Here is a 19,963-nt window from a genome sequence, read left to right as displayed (position 1 = left end):
GACGGCAACAAAATGATGGCATGATCTATTCATAATCCGCCTCAAATTAACCCACTGGATTATTACTTCCAGTGAATATTTCAGGTGAGCGGATTATGAAGAAAAGTGTACTGATGGCGACATTGTTGCTGGGTTTTGCAGGGTCAGTATTTGCACAAAGCGTTACCGTTGATGTACCAAGCGGTTATAAAGTGGTGATCGTGCCCTCTTCCGTCAGCGTGCCTCAGGCGGTCAACGTGACTACCGCGCCACAAACGGTGTATGTTGCCCCGGCTCCTGCCCCGGCTCCTGTTTATCGCGCACATCCTTATGCGCGACATGTTGCCAGCGTCGGTGAAGGCATGATCATCGAACATCAGATTGACGATCACCACTAAGCTTCTGCCAGGCCCGGGCTACCGGGCTTTAGCCTTCCCGGGAATCCCCTACCCGTTTATCTTTCAGGAAGATCACCATCAGAATCAGCCACAGCACGCCGCTGGCCAGATTGAACAAGCTGAACAAGCCGTTGCCTCCCAGCAGATAAGCGTGTTTACTCAGCTCGATACCAACGGTAAAAATCAGCATCTGCAACATACCCATTGCGGCAGAAACCGTACCTTTACTCATTTCACTGGCAAACAGCGTCAGGCGCACCAGCCCCGCATTCGCCACGCCAATGCCAAACGCATAGATACTCAAACCCGCCGTCATCCATAGATATGCATGAGATGACACCACCGTGGCCGCAGCGGCAATAATCAGGCCAACGGCAATTGGCCAGCCGCCCATGATAATCAGCGAACGCACGGTTTTTCGCGAAGTCAGACGCGCCAGCACCAGGTTACCGGCAATCAGCGCACCAAAAATCGGCACCTGCAACAGGCCATATTCGTAACTACTGAGATGTTCTCCGCTGATGATAATAATCGGAGATTGCGCAATCCACGCCAGTAACGGCAGGCTGACAAAACCCAACGCCAGTGCGCCTGCAACGAAACGCACATTCCTTAGCACCAACTTATAATCCTTGCCCAGCTCTTTAATGGACAGCTTTTCACCCAGCCGGGTTGCCGTTTCCGGCATCGCGCGTTGCAGACCAAAAAAGGAGATGGCCGCCAGAGCAGCAAACAGGATAAACATCCCTTCCCACGGCAGAACATGTACCCAGGCTGCGCCTACCAACGGACCCAGCAGCGGCGCAATCAGCGCCACGTTTGCCATCAGCGCGGTAATTTTTATGCAGACCGCTTCTTCAAAGGATTCCTGAATGGCGGCGTAACCCACCGCACCAATAAAGCACAGGCTTATCCCCTGCAAAAAACGCAGGAAAGTAAATTGCTCAATATTCTGTGCAAGCAGGGTCGCAAGGCAGGTCACGATGAACCAGAGCACGCCGGTTAACATCACCGGACGACGCCCAACACGATCCGATAGCGGTCCTAACAACCACTGTAAAAACATGCCGCCAGCCAGATAGGCGGTCATGGATGTGGGTACCCAATCTAATCCGGCATTGTATTGCTCCACCACCGCCAACATTCCAGGCTGGATCATATCGTTGCCGATATAAGTAGAGAATTCGTAAAGCACCAGACAGAGAGGGAAAAGTAATGCCTGACGCCCCAAACGGGCGCCTGAAGATAAACGGTTCTGCATGCAGTCTCTTAGCTATAGAAAAATCGCGCAAAGTGTAATAAATGCGCCGTACTGGTGATAGTGAATTATGTGATTTGAAAGCAAAATGCGCACATTTTTACATTCATTTGCTCAAGAAGATTTTGCTTTAAGGTTAATTTAAGTTGAGACCGCTATCATGCTCAATAAGTCTCATTAATTGTCTTAAAAATAGTCATTTAGCAGACAAATAAGACAAGACCGCTTTTTATCCCGTGAAAGCAATTTTATGCTCTCACTCCCATGGGCCTTTTTAACGATTACACTGAGTCTGGACGTTATGCTGGAAAATCTGAACAACTCACTTTTTTACCTGATCAATGCAACACCCGACTCTGCGCAATGGGCAATTTCGCTCGCCATTTTCATTGCCAAAGATCTGATCAGCATTGTGCCGCTGTTAGCCGTTGTGCTCTGGCTTTGGGGACCGCGTGGTCAGGTTACGCTCCAGCGCCAGTTGGTCATCAAAATGGCCATTGCGTTGATAGTTGGTCTGACGATTTCCTGGCTGATGGGACATCTGTTCCCTCACGATCGCCCGTTTGTAAACCACATCGGTTACAACTTCCTGCATCATGCGGCAGATGATTCTTTCCCGAGTGACCACGGTACGGTTATCTTTACCTTTGCACTGGCCTTCCTGTTCTGGCATCGCCTGTGGACGGGCGCTCTGCTGATGGTCGTTGCCGTGGCGATTGCCTGGTCGCGGGTTTACCTTGGCGTACACTGGCCGCTGGATATGCTGGGCGGATTACTGGCTGGGTTGATCGGCTGTCTGAGCGCCCAGATGATCTGGCAGCGCTTTGGCGCGACCCTGTACCTCGGCTTGCAAACTTGCTATCGCGCCTGCTTCGCCCTCCCCATCCGTAAAGGTTGGGTACGTGACTAACCCACGGTAAAAAGAGTAGTATTAAGCGCGAAACTGAGCACTTATTCTATTCTCCAGGGGAACTATGGAAACTCGACGCGACGAGCGTATTGGTCAATTACTGCAGGCGCTGAAACGCAGCGATAAATTACACCTCAAAGAAGCCGCAACGTTGCTGGGCGTGTCTGAGATGACCATTCGTCGCGACCTGAATAATCATGATGCTCCCGTCGTACTGCTCGGGGGCTATATTGTTCTGGAACCCCGCAGCGCTAACCATTATTTAATCAGCGATCAAAAATCCCGTCTGGTTGATGAAAAACGTCGCGCCGCCCAGCTGGCGGCGAGTCTCGTGCAGGCACATCAGACCATCTTTTTCGATTGCGGTACTACCACACCGTGGATCATTGAAGCGATCGACAATGAACTGCCCTTCACCGCAATCTGCTACTCGTTGAATACGTTTCTGGTGCTGCAGGAAAAACCGCAGTGCCGCGTCATTCTGTGTGGTGGCGAATTCCATGCCAGTAACGCGATTTTTAAACCGCTCGACTTCCAGGAAACGCTGAACAATCTGTGTCCGGATATCGCCTTTTATTCTGCGGCAGGCGTTCATATCGAGAAAGGCGCGACCTGTTTTAATCTGGAAGAACTGCCGGTGAAGCACTGGGCAATGTCGATGGCGCAGCATCACGTTTTGGTGGTCGATCACAGCAAGTTTGGCAAGGTGCGGCCTGCGAGGATGGGGGAATTAAAACGCTTTGATACCATCATCAGTGATAACCGCCCTGACGATGAGTTTGTTGAATACGCTAAAGCGCAACGTATCACGCTGAAGTATTAAGAGATACTGCCGGACGGCGATTGCGCCATCCGGCAATAGGTAAGATTAAGAGAACCAACCACCAAACCACTGGTGGAATTTCATCATCACAAAGTCCCACATGCGGCTAAAGAAACCACCCTCTTGCACATCTTCCATCACCATCAACGGACGTTGCTCAATAGATTTTCCGTTCAACTGAAAGTCGATAGTGCCCACAACCTGACCTTTCTTCAGCGGTGCTGTTAGCTGTGGTTCAGTCAGGGTAAAGCTGGCCTTCAGGTTTTTGAGCTGGCCACGCGGGATGGTCACAGAACCACCTTCTCCGGCACCCAAATTCACTTCACTCTTATCGCCAAACCATACGCGCTGAGTAACGAAAGTCGCATCCGGCTTGATCGGCGTAACGGTTTCAAAGAAGCGGAAGCCCCAGGTCAGCAGCTTTTCTGACTCATTAAAACGAATGCGATCGGTTTTCGCCCCCAGCACCACGGAGATCAGGCGCATATCGCCCTGAGTCGCGGAAGCAACCAGGTTGTATCCCGCCCCGGCAGTGGTCCCGGTTTTCATACCATCCACGTTCAGGTTGGTGCTCCACAACAGACGGTTGCGGTTCAGTTGACGAATTTTATTGAAGGTAAATTCTTTCTCTTTGTGAATAGCATACTCTTCCGGCACATCGTGAATTAACGCCTTCCCGAGCAGCGCCATATCACGTGCGGTACTGAACTGTCCTGCCGCATCCAGACCGTGCACCGTCTGGAAAGTAGTGTTGGTCAGCCCCAGTTTTTTCGCATAACCGTTCATCAGACCAATAAAGGATTCCTGGCTGCCGGCAACGTAATCAGCGAGTGCAATACAGGCATCGTTACCTGACTGAATGATAACGCCTTTATTCAGATCTGACACCGCAACCTGATCGCCGGGCTTGAGGAACATGACCGACGAACCGCGCAGGGCTGGGTTACCGGTCGCCCAGGCGTCTTTGCCCACGGTGACCATGTCGTTGAGGTTAATTTTTCCGGCCTTCAGCGCCTGCCCAACCACATAGCTGGTCATGATTTTGGTCAGACTAGCAGGATCCAGTTTCTCATCAGCATTACCTTCCGCCAACACCTTGCCACTGGCGTAATCCATCAGAATCCACGCGCGCGCGTCCACGCTCGGCGGGGCCGTCGGTTGCTCCGCCGCCTGTACGGTCGGCGCCAAAAGGATTAAGAGTGCAGAACCTGCAGCAAAGCTGCGAAGTGAAGAGAAGTATTGCGTCATAAATGCCACCCGAGTATCCATTCCAAAAAACCACGTCATACCACACCGTGTTTACACAAAACCGGCCAAGCGACCTCGACCAACCCATGCAGAAAAAGTCTGATGGATGACGTGTAAAATAAGTGCGGTGAGTAATAACGCACTAACGAGCTTAAAGAAACCGTAAGTTGGTAAAGTTTTTAAAGTTTATGCAATAACGCCGCGCTGCGCTGCTCCTGGCACGATTTTTTTAGACTTTGTTGCGTAAATATTAGGTTTACCCCACCATGTGAGCTAGTCAGATGGCATCTGCAGCCATAAAGCTGCTCAATTAATTTGCGGGGTTACTATGATTACACTGTGGGGTCGCAATAACTCGACCAACGTAAAAAAAGTATTGTGGACGCTCGAGGAACTGGAACTGCCGTATAACCAAATTCTGGCGGGCGGACAGCATGGCGGTAACCGCGATGCCGACTATCTGGCACTAAACCCGAACGGACTGGTCCCGTTGTTACGCGATGATGAAACGGACGTTGTTCTGTGGGAATCCAATACCATTGTCCGCTATCTGGCCGCTCAGTACGGACAAAAACGTTTGTGGATTGACGCTCCGGCCGCGCGCGCCGTCGGCGAAAAATGGATGGACTGGGCAAATCAGACGCTGAGCCCTGCGCATCGGGTTATCTTATTTGGCCTGGTCAGAACACCTGCCGATCAGCGCGATCTAGCGGCCATTGAGGCCAGTAAGCAAGTTTGCGATAACCTGTTTGCCATTCTGGATAACGCGCTGGCAGACCAGTTATGGTTCTCCGGGGCTGAATTTGGCACGGCGGATATCGCTGTGGCACCGTTTATCTATAACCTGTTCAACGTTGGCCTGAGCTGGACCCCGCGCCCGCATCTGGAACGCTGGTATCAACAACTGACCGAGCGCCCGGCGTTTCAAAAAATCGTGATGATCCCGGTTAGCTAAACAAATCAGGGACTCACTTTTAGTAATTCCCCGTCGGACTCGTCGGTTAACACGTACATATAACCGTCTGGTCCGACGCGCACATCTCGGATCCGTTGCCCCCTTTCCTGCAACAGACGACCATCCTCAGTGACCGTATTCCCTTTAACGCTCAGTACGATCACTTCTTTATCTTTCAACGCGCCGATGAACAACTTCTGCCGCCACTGTGGAAAGGTATCGCTATTATAAAAAGCCATTCCGCTGACCGCTGGCGACTTTTCCCAGTAAAAGATGGGTTGTTCCGTGCCAGCAACAATTTGACCTTTTGCTTCGGGAATTTTCAAACCACTGTAGTTAACACCCCAGGTCGCGACAGGCCAACCGTAGTTTTTCCCTTTCTCGGGGATATTAATTTCATCGCCTCCGCGTGGACCATGCTCATTGAGCCACAACACATCACTCCACGGATTCATCGCCATACCCTGCGGGTTGCGGATGCCATACGACCAAATCTCTGCCCGCGCTCCCGCCATGTTCACAAACGGATTATCCGGTGGAATTTTGCCCTCATCGGTCAGCCGTACGACCTTGCCCTGCAGCTTATCCAGATCCTGGGCGGTAGCGCGTTGATTATTCTCCCCCAGTCCAATAAACAGATAGCCGTTGCCATCAAATACCAGACGTCCACCAAAATGGTTTCCGGTAGAGAGCTTTGGCTGTTGGCGAAAAACGGTCTGAAATCCTTGCAGGTGTTTGAGATCGTCACTCAATCGCCCGTAGCCTACCGCGGTGCCCGCTTTGCCTTCGCGGTCGGCTTCAGCGAAGCTTAGCCACACCCGACGGGATCGTTCAAAGTCCGGAGCTAACACCACATCAAGCAATCCGCCCTGACCATTCGCCCAGACTTTTGGTACGCCGGTTAGCGGGTCGGAAAGCCCTTTATCAGGCTGCCAGAGTCGAAGCTGCCCACCTTTGAGCGTAATGAGCATACCGCGGTTATCGGGTAAAAAAGCCAGTGACCATGGGTGATCGAGTTTGGTTTGCAGCACTTCCACTTTTACCGCGACGGCATAAGAGGAAAATAGCGCAAGTGGGATAGCACAGAGAAAGAGTCGACGCATAACACCTCCTTAATGGCTCTGCATAAAGCGTAGCCAGCAAGGGGAATCACCCCGTCATATTTACATAATCTTAACGAAAAGGGGGAGCGCCCTCCCCCTGATTCAGACGTGTTCCAGCGTTGGGTAAGATTGCAAACTCTGGATACTCAGCGTCAGCGTTGTCAGGCAGTTTTCCAGTTTCTCTGCGTTAACGGCGATAAACGTTGGACAATCATGGTGTCCACTCATAAGACAAACAGCGGCGGCGGCTAACGCCCCTTCAGCACGATGAAGGGCATTCCACTCTTCCTGATCAAGATGCATACCGTGAAGCTGTGATTGTTCGTGCAATTCGCGATTCAGTGCAAAAAAATTATCACGCAGACGATCGCTCTCGCTGACTGACATGTAGCCTTTCGCTTTTCTCAACAGCAGATAAGCGGCAAGTTCGATACGGGCGTTTATCAATTTGTTGAGAAGATCGGTTCTCAGTCTGTCAACAACCATACTTTGTTCCTCCTCTTTCCAACTATGGTGCAACTTAATAGTATGGTTGTTTTTTGAACAAAGTCGTGTCCAGGATCAATCCATCACTTAAAATTAACATAATTTACAAATAATCTTTAATTCCGCGCCCGGCAGGCCGCTGATGGTATGAGATTGCGATACAATTTTTGTTCAGAACTCTGTAGAATCCCTGCCCTGAATATTCCAATAACTGAACACTTTTTACGCTATGAGCAATGTAACCCACCAGCCGAAAATCGGCTTTGTCTCCCTCGGCTGCCCGAAAAACCTCGTCGATTCTGAGCGCATCCTGACCGAACTTCGTACCGAAGGCTATGATGTCGTGCCAAGCTACGACGACGCGGATATGGTTATCGTTAATACCTGCGGCTTTATCGACAGTGCGGTTCAGGAATCCCTGGAAGCAATCGGCGAAGCGCTGAACGAAAACGGCAAGGTGATCGTCACCGGTTGTCTGGGCGCGAAAGTCGATCAAATCCGTGAAGTCCACCCGAAGGTGCTGGAAATCACCGGGCCGCATAGCTACGAGCAGGTTCTGGAGCACGTTCATCATTACGTACCCAAACCAAAGCATAATCCGTTCCTGAGCCTGGTTCCTGAGCAGGGTGTCAAGCTGACTCCGCGCCACTACGCCTATCTGAAGATTTCTGAAGGCTGTAACCACCGCTGTACGTTCTGCATTATTCCATCCATGCGCGGCGATCTGGTGAGCCGTCCGATTGGCGACGTCCTCAGCGAAGCCAAACGTCTGGTCGATGCGGGCGTGAAAGAGATTCTGGTAATCTCTCAGGATACCTCTGCGTACGGTGTGGATGTGAAGCATCGTACCGGTTTCCATAACGGCGAGCCGGTCAAAACCAGCATGGTTGATCTGTGCGAACAGTTATCAAAACTGGGGATCTGGACGCGCCTGCATTACGTCTACCCCTACCCGCACGTTGATGACGTGATCCCGCTGATGGCAGAAGGGAAAATCCTGCCGTATCTGGACATCCCGTTACAGCATGCCAGCCCGCGTATTCTTAAACTGATGAAACGCCCAGGCTCCGTAGACAGACAGCTGGCGCGCATCAAGCAGTGGCGTGAAATCTGCCCTGAACTGACGCTGCGCTCCACCTTCATTGTTGGTTTCCCGGGTGAAACGGAAGAAGACTTCCAGATGTTGCTCGACTTCCTGAAGGAAGCACGTCTGGATCGCGTGGGCTGCTTTAAATACAGCCCGGTAGAAGGCGCTGGCGCTAATGACCTGCCGGATCAAATCCCGGAAGAGATAAAAGAAGAACGCTGGAACCGCTTTATGCAATTGCAACAGCAGATCTCTGCTGAACGTTTGCAAGAGAAAGTGGGCCGCGAGATTCTGGTTATCGTTGATGAAGTTGACGAAGAAGGCGCAATTGGTCGTAGCATGGCTGATGCTCCGGAAATCGACGGCGCGGTATACCTGAATGGTGAAACCAAGGTGAAACCTGGTGATATCATCCGCGTGAAGGTCGAAAACGCAGATGAATACGATCTGTGGGGTTCACGCGTTTAATAAGCGTAACTCAACCGTAGGCCGGATAAGCGTTACGTCTTATCCGGCCTGTAATTTATCCTTTTATCTTCGGGTCCAGCGCGTCGCGCAGACCATCTCCCAGTAAGTTAAACGCCAGCACCGTCAGGAATATCGCTACCGCCGGGAAAATCGCCACGTGCGGCGCGATCACCATGTCAGCACGCGCTTCATTAAGCATTGCCCCCCACTCCGGCGTCGGCGGCTGTGCGCCTAATCCCAGAAATGACAGGCTCGCGGCAGAGATGATCGACGTGCCAATTCGCATGGTAAAAAAGACCACGATCGATGAAACCGTACCCGGCAGGATATGGTTAAAAATGATGGTCGTATCGCTGGCACCAATACTGCGCGCAGACTCAATAAACGTCTGTTGCTTCAGCACCAGTGTATTTCCGCGCACCAGGCGCGCGAAAGCAGGAATGGAGAAAATGGCCACGGCGATAATCACGTTCGCAATGCCGCTGCCCAGCACGGCGACCACGGCTATCGCCAGCAGAATGCCGGGAAAGGCGAACAGCACATCGCAGATACGCATAATCAGCCGATCCCACCAACCTTCGTAGTATCCCGCCAGCAGACCCAGCACTGTGCCAATCGCCGCGCCAATAAACACGGCAAAGACTCCTGCCGCCAGCGAGATTTGGGCGCCAACCAACACGCGGCTAAAGATATCTCGTCCCAGAGAATCGACACCAAACCAGTGCAGCATCGACGGCCCATCATTCAAACGGTCATAATCGAAGTAATTTTCGGCATCAAATGGCGTCAGCCAGCGGGCAAAAATCGCCACCATGATCAGGAGCAATACAAACAGCCCAGCGAACATCGCCATGTGCTGTCGACGGAAACGACGCCAGAACTCATGCCACGGTGTGCGTATCTGCTCTGGCTTAACAAGGGGCATTGCATTCAAAATCGCCTGTCGGCGCCAGTTAAAAAATCGCATCCTTACTTGTACCTGATAGCCGGATTAATGGCGGCGTAAAGCACATCCACCACTAAGTTGATAAGAATAAACTCCAGAGAAAACAACAGTACCTCGGCCTGAATCACCGGGTAGTCGCGCATTTCGACGGAGTCCACCAGCAGTCGCCCAAGCCCAGGCCAGTTGAACACCTTCTCAACCACGATTGATCCACCAAGCAAAAAGCCAAACTGTAGTCCCATCATGGTGACCACCGGGATCATCGCGTTACGCAGACCATGTTTTAACACCACCCAGGTCTCACTCACCCCTTTAGCCCGCGCGGTGCGCATATAGTCTTCGCTGAGCACATCGACGAACGAGGCGCGGGTAAACCGGGCCAGCACCGCAGCCACCGCCGCGCCCAGAGTAATAGACGGGAGGATATAGTGCAGCCAGGTGTCAGCGCCAACGGTTGGCAACCAGCCAAGCTCAACGGAGAATATCTGCATGAGCAGCATGCCAAGTGCAAACGCCGGGAACGAGATCCCGGTGACCGCCAGCGTCATACTCAACCTGTCCGGCCAGCGATTGCGCCATACGGCTGCAATGATCCCCGCCGTCATACCAAATAACACAGCCCATGCCATACTCGCAATTGTCAGCCATAACGACGGCATAAAACGGCTGGCTATCTCTTCGGAAACCGGGCGACGAGAAACCATCGACGTGCCAAAATCGCCTTGCAACACGTTGGTCATGTAATGCCAGAACTGAATATGCAGCGGTTGGTCCAGACCCAGCTGCTTGCGTACCAGTTCAATCACCTCGGCGTCAGCTTCCGGTCCGGCAATCAGTCGGGCCGGATCGCCGGGTAGCAGGTGAACAAATAAAAACACCAGCACCGCAACAATCAATAGCGTTGGGATCAACCCCAGCAGGCGCTTGAAAACATAGTTAAGCATCACGCTCCCTTCGCCGGCCCCTGGTTAACGGGGCCGAATGAATAGCTTATTTTAAATCCGCATCATCAAAGCTAAATCCGGTGTCCGGCATAATCCAGAACCCGGTCAATCTGGTGCTGTGCGCCGAAATCAGTTTTTCCACTACCAGTGGGATCCACGGCGACTCTTTCCAGATAATATCCTGCGCATCCTTGTACAGCTTCGCTTTCTGCGCTGGATCGTTAGTTTGCAACGCTGCCGCTAAATCACTGTCCACCTGCTTATTGCTATAGAACGCCGTATTAAACAGTGTTGGCGGCCAGTTTTGTGATGCAAATAGCGGTGACAGCGCCCAGTCAGCTTCCCCCGTAGAGGCAGACCAGCCGGTGTAGAACATCCGCACCCCGCTCTCTTTCTGCGCTTTACCCTCTACTTCCGCCGCGCGCTGGCCGGCATCCATCGCTGTTACCTGAGCCTTAACTCCCACCTGCGCCAGCTGCTGCTGGGTAAATTGCAGCACTTTCTGCGCGGTACTGTGATTATGCGAAGACCATAGCGTGGTGGTAAAACCGTTCGGATAACCTGCTTCTTTCAGCAGTTCGCGCGCTTTCGCCGGGTCGTATGGCCATGGCGTATAGCTTTGCGCATAGGCTATCGACGGAGGAAGAACGCCCGTTGCTGGCGTGGCATAACCCGCAAACGCCACTTTCACCAGCGCCTGGCGGTTGATGGCATAATTCAGCGCTTCACGCACCTTCGGGTTGTCGAATGGTTTTTGCGTGACGTTCATGCTGATATAACGTTGCATAATAGACGGACTGGCCACCAGTTCCAGGTTTTTGTTCTTCGCCAGTAACGCCGCCTGTTCGTAAGGGATCGGGAAGGCAAACTGCGCTTCCCCGGTCTGCAGCATGGCCGCACGCGTGTTGTTGTCGGTCACCGGACGCCAGGTAATCGTATCCAGCTTTGGCAGCCCTTGCTGCCAGTAACCCGCGAACTTCTTAACCTTCACAAAATCTGTCTGATTCCAGGTATCAAGCTGGTACGGCCCGGTCCCCACAGGGTGGAAACCGATCTCCTTACCGTATTTCTCCAGCGCGGCGGGAGAAATCATTGCCGTTGCCGGATGTGCCAGAATATTGATAAAGGCAGAGAACGGCTGTTTCAGCGTAATCTTCACCGTCGACGGATCGACGACTTCGGTTTTATCGATATTCTTATACAGGTTGTAGCGTTTCAGACGGTTTTCCGGATTGCTGGCGCGGTCGAGGTTGGCTTTAACCGCATCGGCGTTGAAGTCGGTACCATCCTGAAATTTCACGCCCTGACGCAGCTTAAGAGTGTAAGTCAGACCGTCATCAGAAACCGTATAGCTCTCTGCCAGCACATTTTTCAGCTTCATCTCTTTATCAAGACCAAACAGTCCCTGATAAAACGACTTCGCTACCGCCTGCGACAATGTGTCATTCGCGTCATAGGGGTCAAGCGTGGTGAAATTGGATCCTACCGCCACCACCACGTCTTTGGCGGCCCAGCCAGGCGATGCGGCCAGCGCAGAGGCCACTCCCACAGCAACCAGCCATTTCCGAGCAACAATTTTTGTCATGTTATTCTCCTTAAACCCTGTCTGCCTGTTATAAACGTGAAAGCGCATTTTCTGGTTGCCCACGCGCAACATAATGTCCCGGGCCAACTAACTGTAACGACACGGGGGAAATCTCTTCGCCGCGCTTGCGGATATTGCTGGGGATATCATCCGACAACAGCACACGCTGTGGTCGGTGATGCGATGGATCGGCAACTGGTACTGCCGCCATCAGTTTGCGCGTATACGGATGTTGCGGATTTTCAAACACCGCGCGTCGGGGGCCAATCTCAACGATTTGCCCGAGATACATCACCGCCACACGGTGACTGATCCGTTCCACCACCGCCATATCGTGGGAAATAAACAGGTATGCAATTCCCATTTCCCGCTGCAGGTCGAGCAACAGGTTGATAATTTGCCCACGAATTGAAACATCCAACGCCGAGACAGATTCATCGGCAATAATCACTTTGGGATTGAGTGCCAATGCCCGTGCAATACAGATACGCTGACGCTGACCGCCGGAAAACTCGTGCGGATAGCGCCAGGCATGCTCAGGCAGCAATCCTACGCGTTCCAGCAGCCATGCAACTCGTTTTGACCCCGCATCCCCCTGCAATAACCCATGCACCCGTAGCGGCTCCAGAATGGAATATCCCACCGTCTGACGTGGATCGAGCGAGGCATACGGATCCTGGAAGATAAACTGAATATCCCTACGTAGCGGCTGCAACTTGCTGGCAGCAAGGGTATCAATACGCTGTCCGTTGAAAATGATTTCCCCACGCTGAGACTCAACCAGGCGCAACAGCGCCCGCCCGGTGGTGGATTTCCCACAGCCCGACTCTCCCACCAGCGAGAGCGTTTCTCCCGGCCACAGGTCAAAGCTGACGTTTTCCACTGCATGCACCTCGCGAGTCACGCGATTTAGAATGCCGCTACGCAGAGGAAAACGCGTCACCAGGTTACGTACCTGCAAAATTGGCTCGCCTTCAACCACGGTATCCTGTTCGGTCTGTGGCTCTACATGGCTGGGATCGTGTAATGAAATAAGCGGGAAACGGCGCGGAAGTTCATGCCCGTTCATTGCCCCAAGCTGCGGCACGGCTGCCAGCAGCGCTTTAGTATAAGGATGCTGGGGAGCGTGAAAAATCTGCTCAACGCTGCCGGTTTCTACCGCCTCGCCCTGATACATCACCAGCACGCGGTCGGCAATATCCGCCACAACGCCCATATCGTGGGTAATAAAGATCACTCCCATCGACATATCCTGCTGCAACACTTTTATCAGTTGCAGGATCTGCGCCTGAATGGTGACATCCAGCGCGGTTGTCGGCTCATCAGCAATTAAAACCGCAGGGCGACACGACAGTGCCATGGCGATCATCACCCGCTGGCGCATACCGCCGGAAAGCTGGTGTGGATAACGCGATAAAATCGCCTTCGCCTCGGGGATACGCACCTGATCGAGCATTCGCTTCGCTTCTACCATCGCCTCTTCGTGACTGGCACCCTGGTGCAAGCGGATAGACTCGGCAATTTGCTCGCCCACGGTAAACACCGGATTAAGCGATGTCATAGGCTCCTGGAAGATCATCGCGATATCCGCACCGCGCACGTGACGCATTTGTGATGCGCTCTGTTCACCCAGCTCAATAACCTGTCGATTACGGCGTCGGAGGAGCATTTCATCGCAGCTCACCTCGCCGCCGGACTGTTCAATCAGACGCATCAGCGACAAGGCGGTCACCGACTTACCAGAACCAGACTCACCGACTATCGCCAGCGTTTCGCCACGCTTCAGGCGAAATGACAGATTGCGCACTGCGCTGACACGCTGCTGCTCCTGTTCAAAGGCAATATTCAGATTGCTGACTGCCAGCACATCGCTGGCATCAAGCTCATCACTGTGTGGCAACGCTATCTCCTTTTTCCCGATAAATACCGGTGGTTGGCGTATCACCTGCGTATCCCCAGGCGCGGTACATGCCTTCGCTGTTAAACGGCAAAGCGACATTGCCCTCATGATCGATAGCAATTAAACCGCCGCTGCCGCCAAGCGCCGGTAATTTTTCCATCACTACGCGTTCACACGCTTCGGATAAACTCAGACCGCCGTAGTCCATCAACGCCGCAATGTCATAGGCCGCCAAAGCACGAATAAAGACTTCTCCGGTTCCGGTGCAGGAGACTGCCACACTTGCATTATTGGCATAACAGCCTGCGCCAACCAACGGACTGTCACCCACCCGCCCCGGTAATTTATTGGTCATCCCGCCGGTCGATGTTGCTGCCGCCAGATTGCCAAACATATCTAACGCGACCGCACCCACGGTACCCATTTTGTTGTTTTCATCCAGCGGGCTCGCGCTATGGTCCAGCACCGTTTCACCCGCTGTTCGCGCCGCCAGAAGTTGAGCGTAGCGTTCTGGCGTCGAGAAAATATCCGCTGATACGCGCTCCATACCCTGCGCAATGGCAAAGTTTTCAGCCCCTTCACCTATCATCATGACGTGTGGGCTGTGTTCCATTACCAGCCGTGCCGCGAGAATCGGGTTTCGCAGATGGCTTACCCCGGCGACGGCGCCTGCGTTCAGCGTATTACCGTCCATCACACAGGCGTCCAGCTCATGGGTTTCATCACGGGTATACACCGCGCCAATTCCGGCATTAAACAATGGACACTCTTCCAGCAGGCGCACGGCCTCGGTAACGACATCCAGTGCGCTACGACCGTCTTCAAGCATCCGCTGGCCGGTTTCAACGATATCCGACAGCGCCTGTATATAACGCAACTCTTGCTCCTGGCTCAGCTGCGAACGGGTAATAGCCCCTGCGCCGCCGTGAATTGCAATGACTGCTTTACCCATTTTTTTCGTCCATTAGGTGGCAGGTACCGGGGTTATAAATATCAGAATTTCTGTGACTTATTGATTCGATTTTTGAATATAGAAAGATGCAGACGTCATGTAAAGGTTAAGGCCCGTACCTCACCCCCCATCCCATCAGGTTATTTAGATGAGTTAATCAGAAAGGGGATCTTCCAACATCGTTGAATATATTATTCAAGCCGATCGGCAATCTGTTTTTTTGCATAAAACACAAAGCGTTCAACAGACGGCATAGACGCAGCCCAGTTCTTTTTGGTTAACCCCAGGTATTCCGCACGCGCGGCTTGCAGCGTGTCAGCATACTCAACGGGTAATTGCGGTATAAGCCAGGCGGCGGCTTCATCTTTAGCGACAATATTGCCCGTAACCAGGCTGTACCAAATACGCGCTAGAGTAAGGATGATATTTCGCTCGTCACCCTCTAAATCGCCCGTTTTCTGCCACATATCAAGAATATGCCGAAATGTTTGCACGACATCGCTAAAAGGAATGACGTTGAATAACGTCTCAGCGGCTTCACCGAACAACGCTACGCTGGCGCGCCTGGCCTGGGTCAGCAGGATGGAAAGATCAGGATCCACCTGTGTCGGTTCAACAATTCCCGCGCGAATATCGTCACGCAACCATTCGCCAAATTGCATTTCTCTTGACGGTGGGAATTGCCAGGGTACAAGTTGTGAATAGATCACGATGGTCACTTCCAGCGCCCGATATCTATCAACGCTACCAGGCGGGGCTGATATTTCCAGAAAACCCTGCATCAGATCTTTTCTTTGCCGGGTATTAAGTGGCTGCCTAATGGTAACCAGTAAATCGATATCGCTTTGGGGCTTTAAGCCACCTTCAACAGCAGAGCCATACAAATGAACAGCAACCAGGTCGCCCTCGATAATCCGCGCAATCAGTGCACTGGCGGCATTCACCTGTCGTCGAATTGAATCCGGGATAGTCGCAGACATTTAGCCTCCTGGAGAAAAAGCAGAAATCATGAGTCTATACTGCATTTTTCCTGTAGCGCTAATCTCTGGCAGAAAACCTGTATCAGATCTGATCCTAAGCCTGAGGTAGCATACTGTCCGCGTCCATTTTCTGACATAATGAGCGGATTCGATTTTGCCCCGCAGGAGTCTTCTCATGGAATTTACCGCCGGACTGATGCCGCTTGAAACGGCTCTTTCTCAGATGCTTTCGCGTATTACCCCACTCACCGCCGTCGAAACGCTGCCGCTGGTTCAATGCTTTGGCCGCATTCTGGCCACCGACGTCGTCTCCCCGATTGATGTGCCGGGATTCGATAACTCGGCAATGGATGGCTATGCGGTGCGATTAGCCGATTTACAATCAGACCAGCCTCTTGCGGTGGCTGGCAAAGCCTTTGCTGGACAGCCATTTCACGGCGAGTGGCCTGCGGGAACCTGCATCCGTATTATGACCGGAGCCCCGGTGCCTGCCGGTTGTGAAGCCGTGGTAATGCAGGAGCAAACGGAACAAACTGACGACGGTGTGCGTTTTACCTCCGACGTCCGCAGCGGACAAAATATTCGTCTGCGCGGTGAAGATATTGCAAACGGCGCGGTGGTATTCCCCACAGGAACTCGTCTGACAACCGCCGAGCTTCCCGTGCTGGCTTCGCTCGGTATTGCCGAGGTCCCCGTTGTGCGTAAAGTCCGCGTGGCATTGTTCTCCACCGGTGATGAGCTGCAATTGCCGGGTCAGCCGCTGGGCGACGGGCAGATTTATGACACAAACCGTCTGACCGTTCACCTGATGCTGCAGCAGTTGGGCTGCGAGGTGATCAACTTAGGGATTATTCGCGACAATCCCAACGCGCTGCGGGCCGCATTTATCGAAGCCGACAGCCAGGCCGACGTCGTCATCAGCTCTGGTGGCGTTTCGGTAGGCGAAGCGGATTACACCAAAACCATTCTGGAAGAGCTGGGAGAAATTGCCTTTTGGAAGCTGGCTATCAAACCCGGTAAACCGTTCGCCTTTGGCAAACTGAGCAACAGCTGGTTTTGCGGCCTGCCGGGTAACCCGGTGTCTGCTGCCCTCACCTTTTATCAACTGGTACAACCGCTGCTGGCGAAACTCAGCGGCAACACCGCCTGTGGGTTGCCTCCGCGCCAGCGCGTGCGCACCGCTTCACGCCTGAAGAAAACGCCAGGGCGTCTGGATTTTCAGCGTGGTGTATTGCAGCGTACCACGGAAGGCGAACTGGAAGTCACTACCACCGGGCACCAGGGCTCGCATATTTTTAGCTCCTTTAGCCAGGGCAACTGCTTTATCGTGCTGGAGCGCGATCGCGGTAACGTTGAGGCCGGAGAATGGGTTGAAGTTGAGCCATTTAACGCACTGTTTGGAGGCCTGTAATGGCAGAACTCAGCGACCAGGAGATGATGCGCTATAACCGGCAAATCATTCTGCGCGGCTTCGATTTCGAAGGTCAGGAAGCGCTCAAAGATGCGCGGGTACTGGTCGTTGGTCTGGGGGGGCTGGGATGTGCTGCAACCCAGTACCTTGCTGGTGCTGGCGTCGGGCATTTAACCCTGCTCGACTTTGACACGGTCTCCGTGTCGAACCTCCAACGCCAGACGCTGCACAGCGATGCAACCGTAGGGCAACCAAAAGTGATATCCGCTCGTGACGCGCTAACGCGGATTAACCCTTATATCGCCATTACGCCGTTGAATGCGCTGCTGGACGATAGCGAGATTCACGCGCTTATTGCCGAACACGATTTGGTGCTGGACTGTACGGATAACGTCAGCATCCGCAATCAGCTGAATGCCGGATGCTTTGCCGCCAGAGTTCCGCTGGTTTCCGGTGCAGCAATTCGCATGGAAGGGCAAATTACCGTCTTTACGTATCAGGAAGGCGAGCCCTGCTACCGTTGCCTGAGCCGTTTGTTCGGTGAAAACGCCCTGACCTGCGTAGAAGCCGGAGTGATGGCCCCGCTAATCGGCGTGATCGGCTCGTTACAGGCGATGGAAGCCATTAAGCTGCTGGCAAACTACGGTAAACCGGCATCCGGAAAAATCGTCATGTACGATGCCATGACCTGCCAGTTTCGCGAAATGAAGCTGATGCGTAATCCGGGGTGCGAGGTTTGTAGTCGGTAAAAAAGTCGGGTGGCGGCTTCGCCTTACCCGACCTACAACGGCTCGAACGTAGGCCGGGCAAGCGTTAGCGCCACCCGGCAACAGCATCAGATCGACGTGCGACCGAATGCGCTCTGCCAGTCGTGCTCAAACTTCGCGACGGCAGCATCAACTGCCGGAGAGCTAATCATCTGCTGAGCAACGTCCAACGGTAGCGTGATGGACTCGCAGCCTGCCAGCAGGCAATCCAGCGCCTGACGCGGCGTTTTAAAACTGGCTGCCAGTACTTTGGCGTGCGGGGCATGCATTTTCAGTAACGTCTGCAGGTCGGTCACCGTCTGAATGCCATCCCCTCCTTGCGCATCCACGCGGTTAACGTATGGCGCAACATATTCCGCACCTGCCAGTGCAGCCAATAACCCTTGAGCTGCACCGTATACCGCAGTACCCAACGTCGGGATCCCTTCTTCTTTCAGCAATTTTATAGCCGCCAGACCTTCTGCTGTTACCGGCACTTTGACCACGATATCAGCAATGATTGCCCGCAGCTTACGCGCATCGCTAACCATCCCTTCGGCGGTGGTCGCCATCACCTGAGCAAACAGACGGCCTTGTCCTCCCATCGCTTCCTGCAGTTGCGGCAGTAGTACTTCCAGCGTCTGGTTCCCCGCCGCCACAATGCTCGGGTTAGTGGTCACCCCTGCCAGCGGGAAAATGCGCGCCAGAGCTTTTACCGCATCAACATCAGACGTATCTAAATAGAGTTCCATAACCTTTCCTCAAACGAATTATTGGCATGAATAAAAGGTAGCACGGCGAAACCTCACGGTTAGTTGACGCACGTCAATATAACTTTCATTCGAAAGTAATTTAATCTTTATATGAAAGAAAAGGGGTCGCTTATGATTTTCAATATCCAGCGCTATTCCACGCATGATGGTCCCGGGATCCGTACTGTGGTGTTCCTTAAGGGATGCTCCCTGGGCTGTCGGTGGTGCCAGAATCCGGAAAGTCGCGCCCGTACGCAGGATCTGCTCTATGACGCACGCCTGTGCCTTGATGGTTGCGATCTTTGTGCTCAGGCAGCACCCGCAGTAATTGAGCGGGCACTAAGCGGGTTGCTGATTCATCGCGAAAAACTGACCGATGACGATCTGACGGCGCTGACCCACTGCTGTCCAACGCAGGCGCTAACCGTCTGTGGAGAGATAAAAAGCGTGGACGAAATCATGGCGACCGTATTGCGTGATAAACCGTTTTACGATCGCAGCGGAGGGGGCCTCACCCTGTCCGGTGGTGAACCGTTTATGCAGCCAGAGCTGGCGGCTTCTTTGCTCAAAGCCAGCCACGACGCCGGCATTCATACCGCAGTGGAAACCTGCCTGCATGTCCCGTGGAAGTATATTGAACCATCATTATCTGACGTCGATCTGTTTCTGGCCGATCTAAAACACGTGGCGGATGCGCCGTTTAAACAGTGGACCGATGGCAGCGCCTCTCGTGTGCTGGAAAATCTAAAAAAACTGGCCGCAGCTGGTAAAAAAATGATTATCCGCGTACCGCTGATTCAGGGATTCAACGCTGACGAAGCCGCCATCCAGGCTATTACCGATTTTGCTGCCGACGAGCTTCACGTCGGGGAGATTCATTTTTTGCCCTACCACACCCTTGGTATCAACAAATACCACTTACTCAGTCAACCCTACAACGCACCGGATAAACCGCTTGATGCGCCTGCACTGCTCGAATTTGCCCAGCAGTATGCCAGCCTTAAAGGTTTAACCGCGACCCTACGAGGATAA

At 53.0% G+C, this 19,963-nt stretch carries 19 protein-coding genes; 8 read left to right on the top strand and 11 right to left on the bottom strand.

Going from position 1 to position 19,963, the window contains the following annotated elements; all coding sequences use genetic code 11:
* Positions 1-95 precede the first annotated feature (95 nt).
* Entirely contained in the window at positions 96-377 is a 282-nt protein-coding gene (locus tag SK34_RS14775; RefSeq protein ID WP_003035330.1) for a hypothetical protein, read from the top strand.
* Positions 378-405: 28 nt separating this feature from the next.
* On the opposite strand, the gene SK34_RS14770 is transcribed toward SK34_RS14775, so the two are convergent.
* Complete coding sequence (locus tag SK34_RS14770; protein ID WP_003836956.1) at positions 406-1,638, bottom strand: MFS transporter; 1,233 nt, start codon at positions 1,636-1,638, stop codon at positions 406-408.
* 298 nt (positions 1,639-1,936) lie between these two features.
* Here SK34_RS14770 and ybjG point away from each other — a divergent pair, with 298 nt between their 5' ends.
* Together ybjG and deoR are read left to right on the top strand one after the other, a co-directional pair.
* On the top strand, positions 1,937-2,545 hold the full coding sequence (gene ybjG, locus SK34_RS14765; RefSeq protein WP_003836958.1) for an undecaprenyl-diphosphate phosphatase: 609 nt from the start codon (positions 1,937-1,939) through the stop codon (positions 2,543-2,545).
* Positions 2,546-2,609: 64 nt separating this feature from the next.
* Positions 2,610-3,368 carry a DNA-binding transcriptional repressor DeoR gene (gene deoR / locus SK34_RS14760; protein WP_003836960.1) on the top strand — a complete coding sequence of 253 codons (759 nt, stop codon included), beginning with the start codon at positions 2,610-2,612 and terminating at the stop codon, positions 3,366-3,368.
* Positions 3,369-3,413: 45 nt separating this feature from the next.
* On the opposite strand, the gene dacC is transcribed toward deoR, so the two are convergent.
* Positions 3,414-4,616: a serine-type D-Ala-D-Ala carboxypeptidase gene (dacC, locus tag SK34_RS14755; RefSeq protein ID WP_048233828.1), complete on the bottom strand. Its 1,203-nt coding sequence runs from the start codon at positions 4,614-4,616 to the stop codon at positions 3,414-3,416.
* A gap of 328 nt (positions 4,617-4,944) precedes the next feature.
* On the opposite strand from dacC, the gene SK34_RS14750 reads away from it, so the two are divergent.
* The gene (locus SK34_RS14750) at positions 4,945-5,571 is read left to right on the top strand and encodes a glutathione S-transferase family protein (protein ID WP_016149843.1); all 627 of its coding nucleotides are present in this window, start codon (positions 4,945-4,947) and stop codon (positions 5,569-5,571) included.
* A gap of 5 nt (positions 5,572-5,576) precedes the next feature.
* Here SK34_RS14750 and SK34_RS14745 read toward each other — a convergent pair whose 3' ends face one another.
* A complete protein-coding gene (locus SK34_RS14745) occupies positions 5,577-6,674 on the bottom strand; it encodes a PQQ-dependent sugar dehydrogenase (RefSeq protein WP_016149842.1) in 1,098 nt (365 codons plus the stop codon).
* Positions 6,675-6,776: 102 nt separating this feature from the next.
* Complete coding sequence (gene bssR, locus SK34_RS14740) at positions 6,777-7,160, bottom strand: biofilm formation regulator BssR (RefSeq protein ID WP_003845496.1); 384 nt, start codon at positions 7,158-7,160, stop codon at positions 6,777-6,779.
* A gap of 229 nt (positions 7,161-7,389) precedes the next feature.
* Here bssR and rimO point away from each other — a divergent pair, with 229 nt between their 5' ends.
* Positions 7,390-8,715, top strand: a complete 1,326-nt coding sequence (gene rimO / locus SK34_RS14735) for a 30S ribosomal protein S12 methylthiotransferase RimO (protein ID WP_003836967.1) — start codon at positions 7,390-7,392, stop codon at positions 8,713-8,715.
* Between the two features lie 55 nt (positions 8,716-8,770).
* On the opposite strand, the gene gsiD is transcribed toward rimO, so the two are convergent.
* From gsiD to SK34_RS14705, 6 genes are all read right to left on the bottom strand, one after another.
* Positions 8,771-9,682 carry a glutathione ABC transporter permease GsiD gene (gsiD, locus tag SK34_RS14730; protein WP_003035302.1) on the bottom strand — a complete coding sequence of 304 codons (912 nt, stop codon included), beginning with the start codon at positions 9,680-9,682 and terminating at the stop codon, positions 8,771-8,773.
* A 2-nt stretch (positions 9,683-9,684) separates the two neighbouring features.
* Positions 9,685-10,605 (bottom strand): glutathione ABC transporter permease GsiC, encoded by a 921-nt coding sequence (gsiC, locus tag SK34_RS14725; RefSeq protein ID WP_003836970.1) that lies wholly within the window; start codon positions 10,603-10,605, stop codon positions 9,685-9,687.
* Between the two features lie 46 nt (positions 10,606-10,651).
* A complete protein-coding gene (gsiB, locus tag SK34_RS14720) occupies positions 10,652-12,190 on the bottom strand; it encodes a glutathione ABC transporter substrate-binding protein GsiB (RefSeq protein WP_003035297.1) in 1,539 nt (512 codons plus the stop codon).
* 28 nt (positions 12,191-12,218) lie between these two features.
* A complete protein-coding gene (gene gsiA, locus SK34_RS14715) occupies positions 12,219-14,090 on the bottom strand; it encodes a glutathione ABC transporter ATP-binding protein GsiA (RefSeq protein WP_003836972.1) in 1,872 nt (623 codons plus the stop codon).
* A complete protein-coding gene (gene iaaA, locus SK34_RS14710) occupies positions 14,077-15,042 on the bottom strand; it encodes a beta-aspartyl-peptidase (protein WP_003836974.1) in 966 nt (321 codons plus the stop codon). Before iaaA ends, gsiA begins: the two co-directional genes overlap by 14 nt.
* Positions 15,043-15,233: 191 nt before the next feature.
* Complete coding sequence (locus SK34_RS14705; RefSeq protein WP_048216669.1) at positions 15,234-16,022, bottom strand: aminoglycoside adenylyltransferase family protein; 789 nt, start codon at positions 16,020-16,022, stop codon at positions 15,234-15,236.
* A gap of 175 nt (positions 16,023-16,197) precedes the next feature.
* Between SK34_RS14705 and moeA the strand changes: the two genes are divergently transcribed.
* Positions 16,198-17,433, top strand: a complete 1,236-nt coding sequence (moeA, locus tag SK34_RS14700) for a molybdopterin molybdotransferase MoeA (protein ID WP_048233318.1) — start codon at positions 16,198-16,200, stop codon at positions 17,431-17,433.
* Positions 17,433-18,182, top strand: coding sequence for a molybdopterin-synthase adenylyltransferase MoeB (moeB, locus tag SK34_RS14695; protein WP_003836980.1), 750 nt, complete (start codon positions 17,433-17,435; stop codon positions 18,180-18,182). The genes moeA and moeB overlap by 1 nt, the downstream gene beginning before the upstream one ends.
* An 86-nt stretch (positions 18,183-18,268) precedes the next feature.
* Here moeB and fsa read toward each other — a convergent pair whose 3' ends face one another.
* Positions 18,269-18,931: a fructose-6-phosphate aldolase gene (gene fsa, locus SK34_RS14690; protein WP_003836983.1), complete on the bottom strand. Its 663-nt coding sequence runs from the start codon at positions 18,929-18,931 to the stop codon at positions 18,269-18,271.
* A gap of 132 nt (positions 18,932-19,063) precedes the next feature.
* On the opposite strand from fsa, the gene SK34_RS14685 reads away from it, so the two are divergent.
* On the top strand, positions 19,064-19,963 hold the full coding sequence (locus SK34_RS14685; RefSeq protein ID WP_048233316.1) for a glycyl-radical enzyme activating protein: 900 nt from the start codon (positions 19,064-19,066) through the stop codon (positions 19,961-19,963).

The organism is Citrobacter sp. MGH104, assembly GCF_001034485.1.
In the GTDB taxonomy this organism is placed as follows: domain Bacteria; phylum Pseudomonadota; class Gammaproteobacteria; order Enterobacterales; family Enterobacteriaceae; genus Citrobacter; species Citrobacter freundii.
This window is presented reverse-complemented; position numbering and strand designations above follow the sequence as displayed.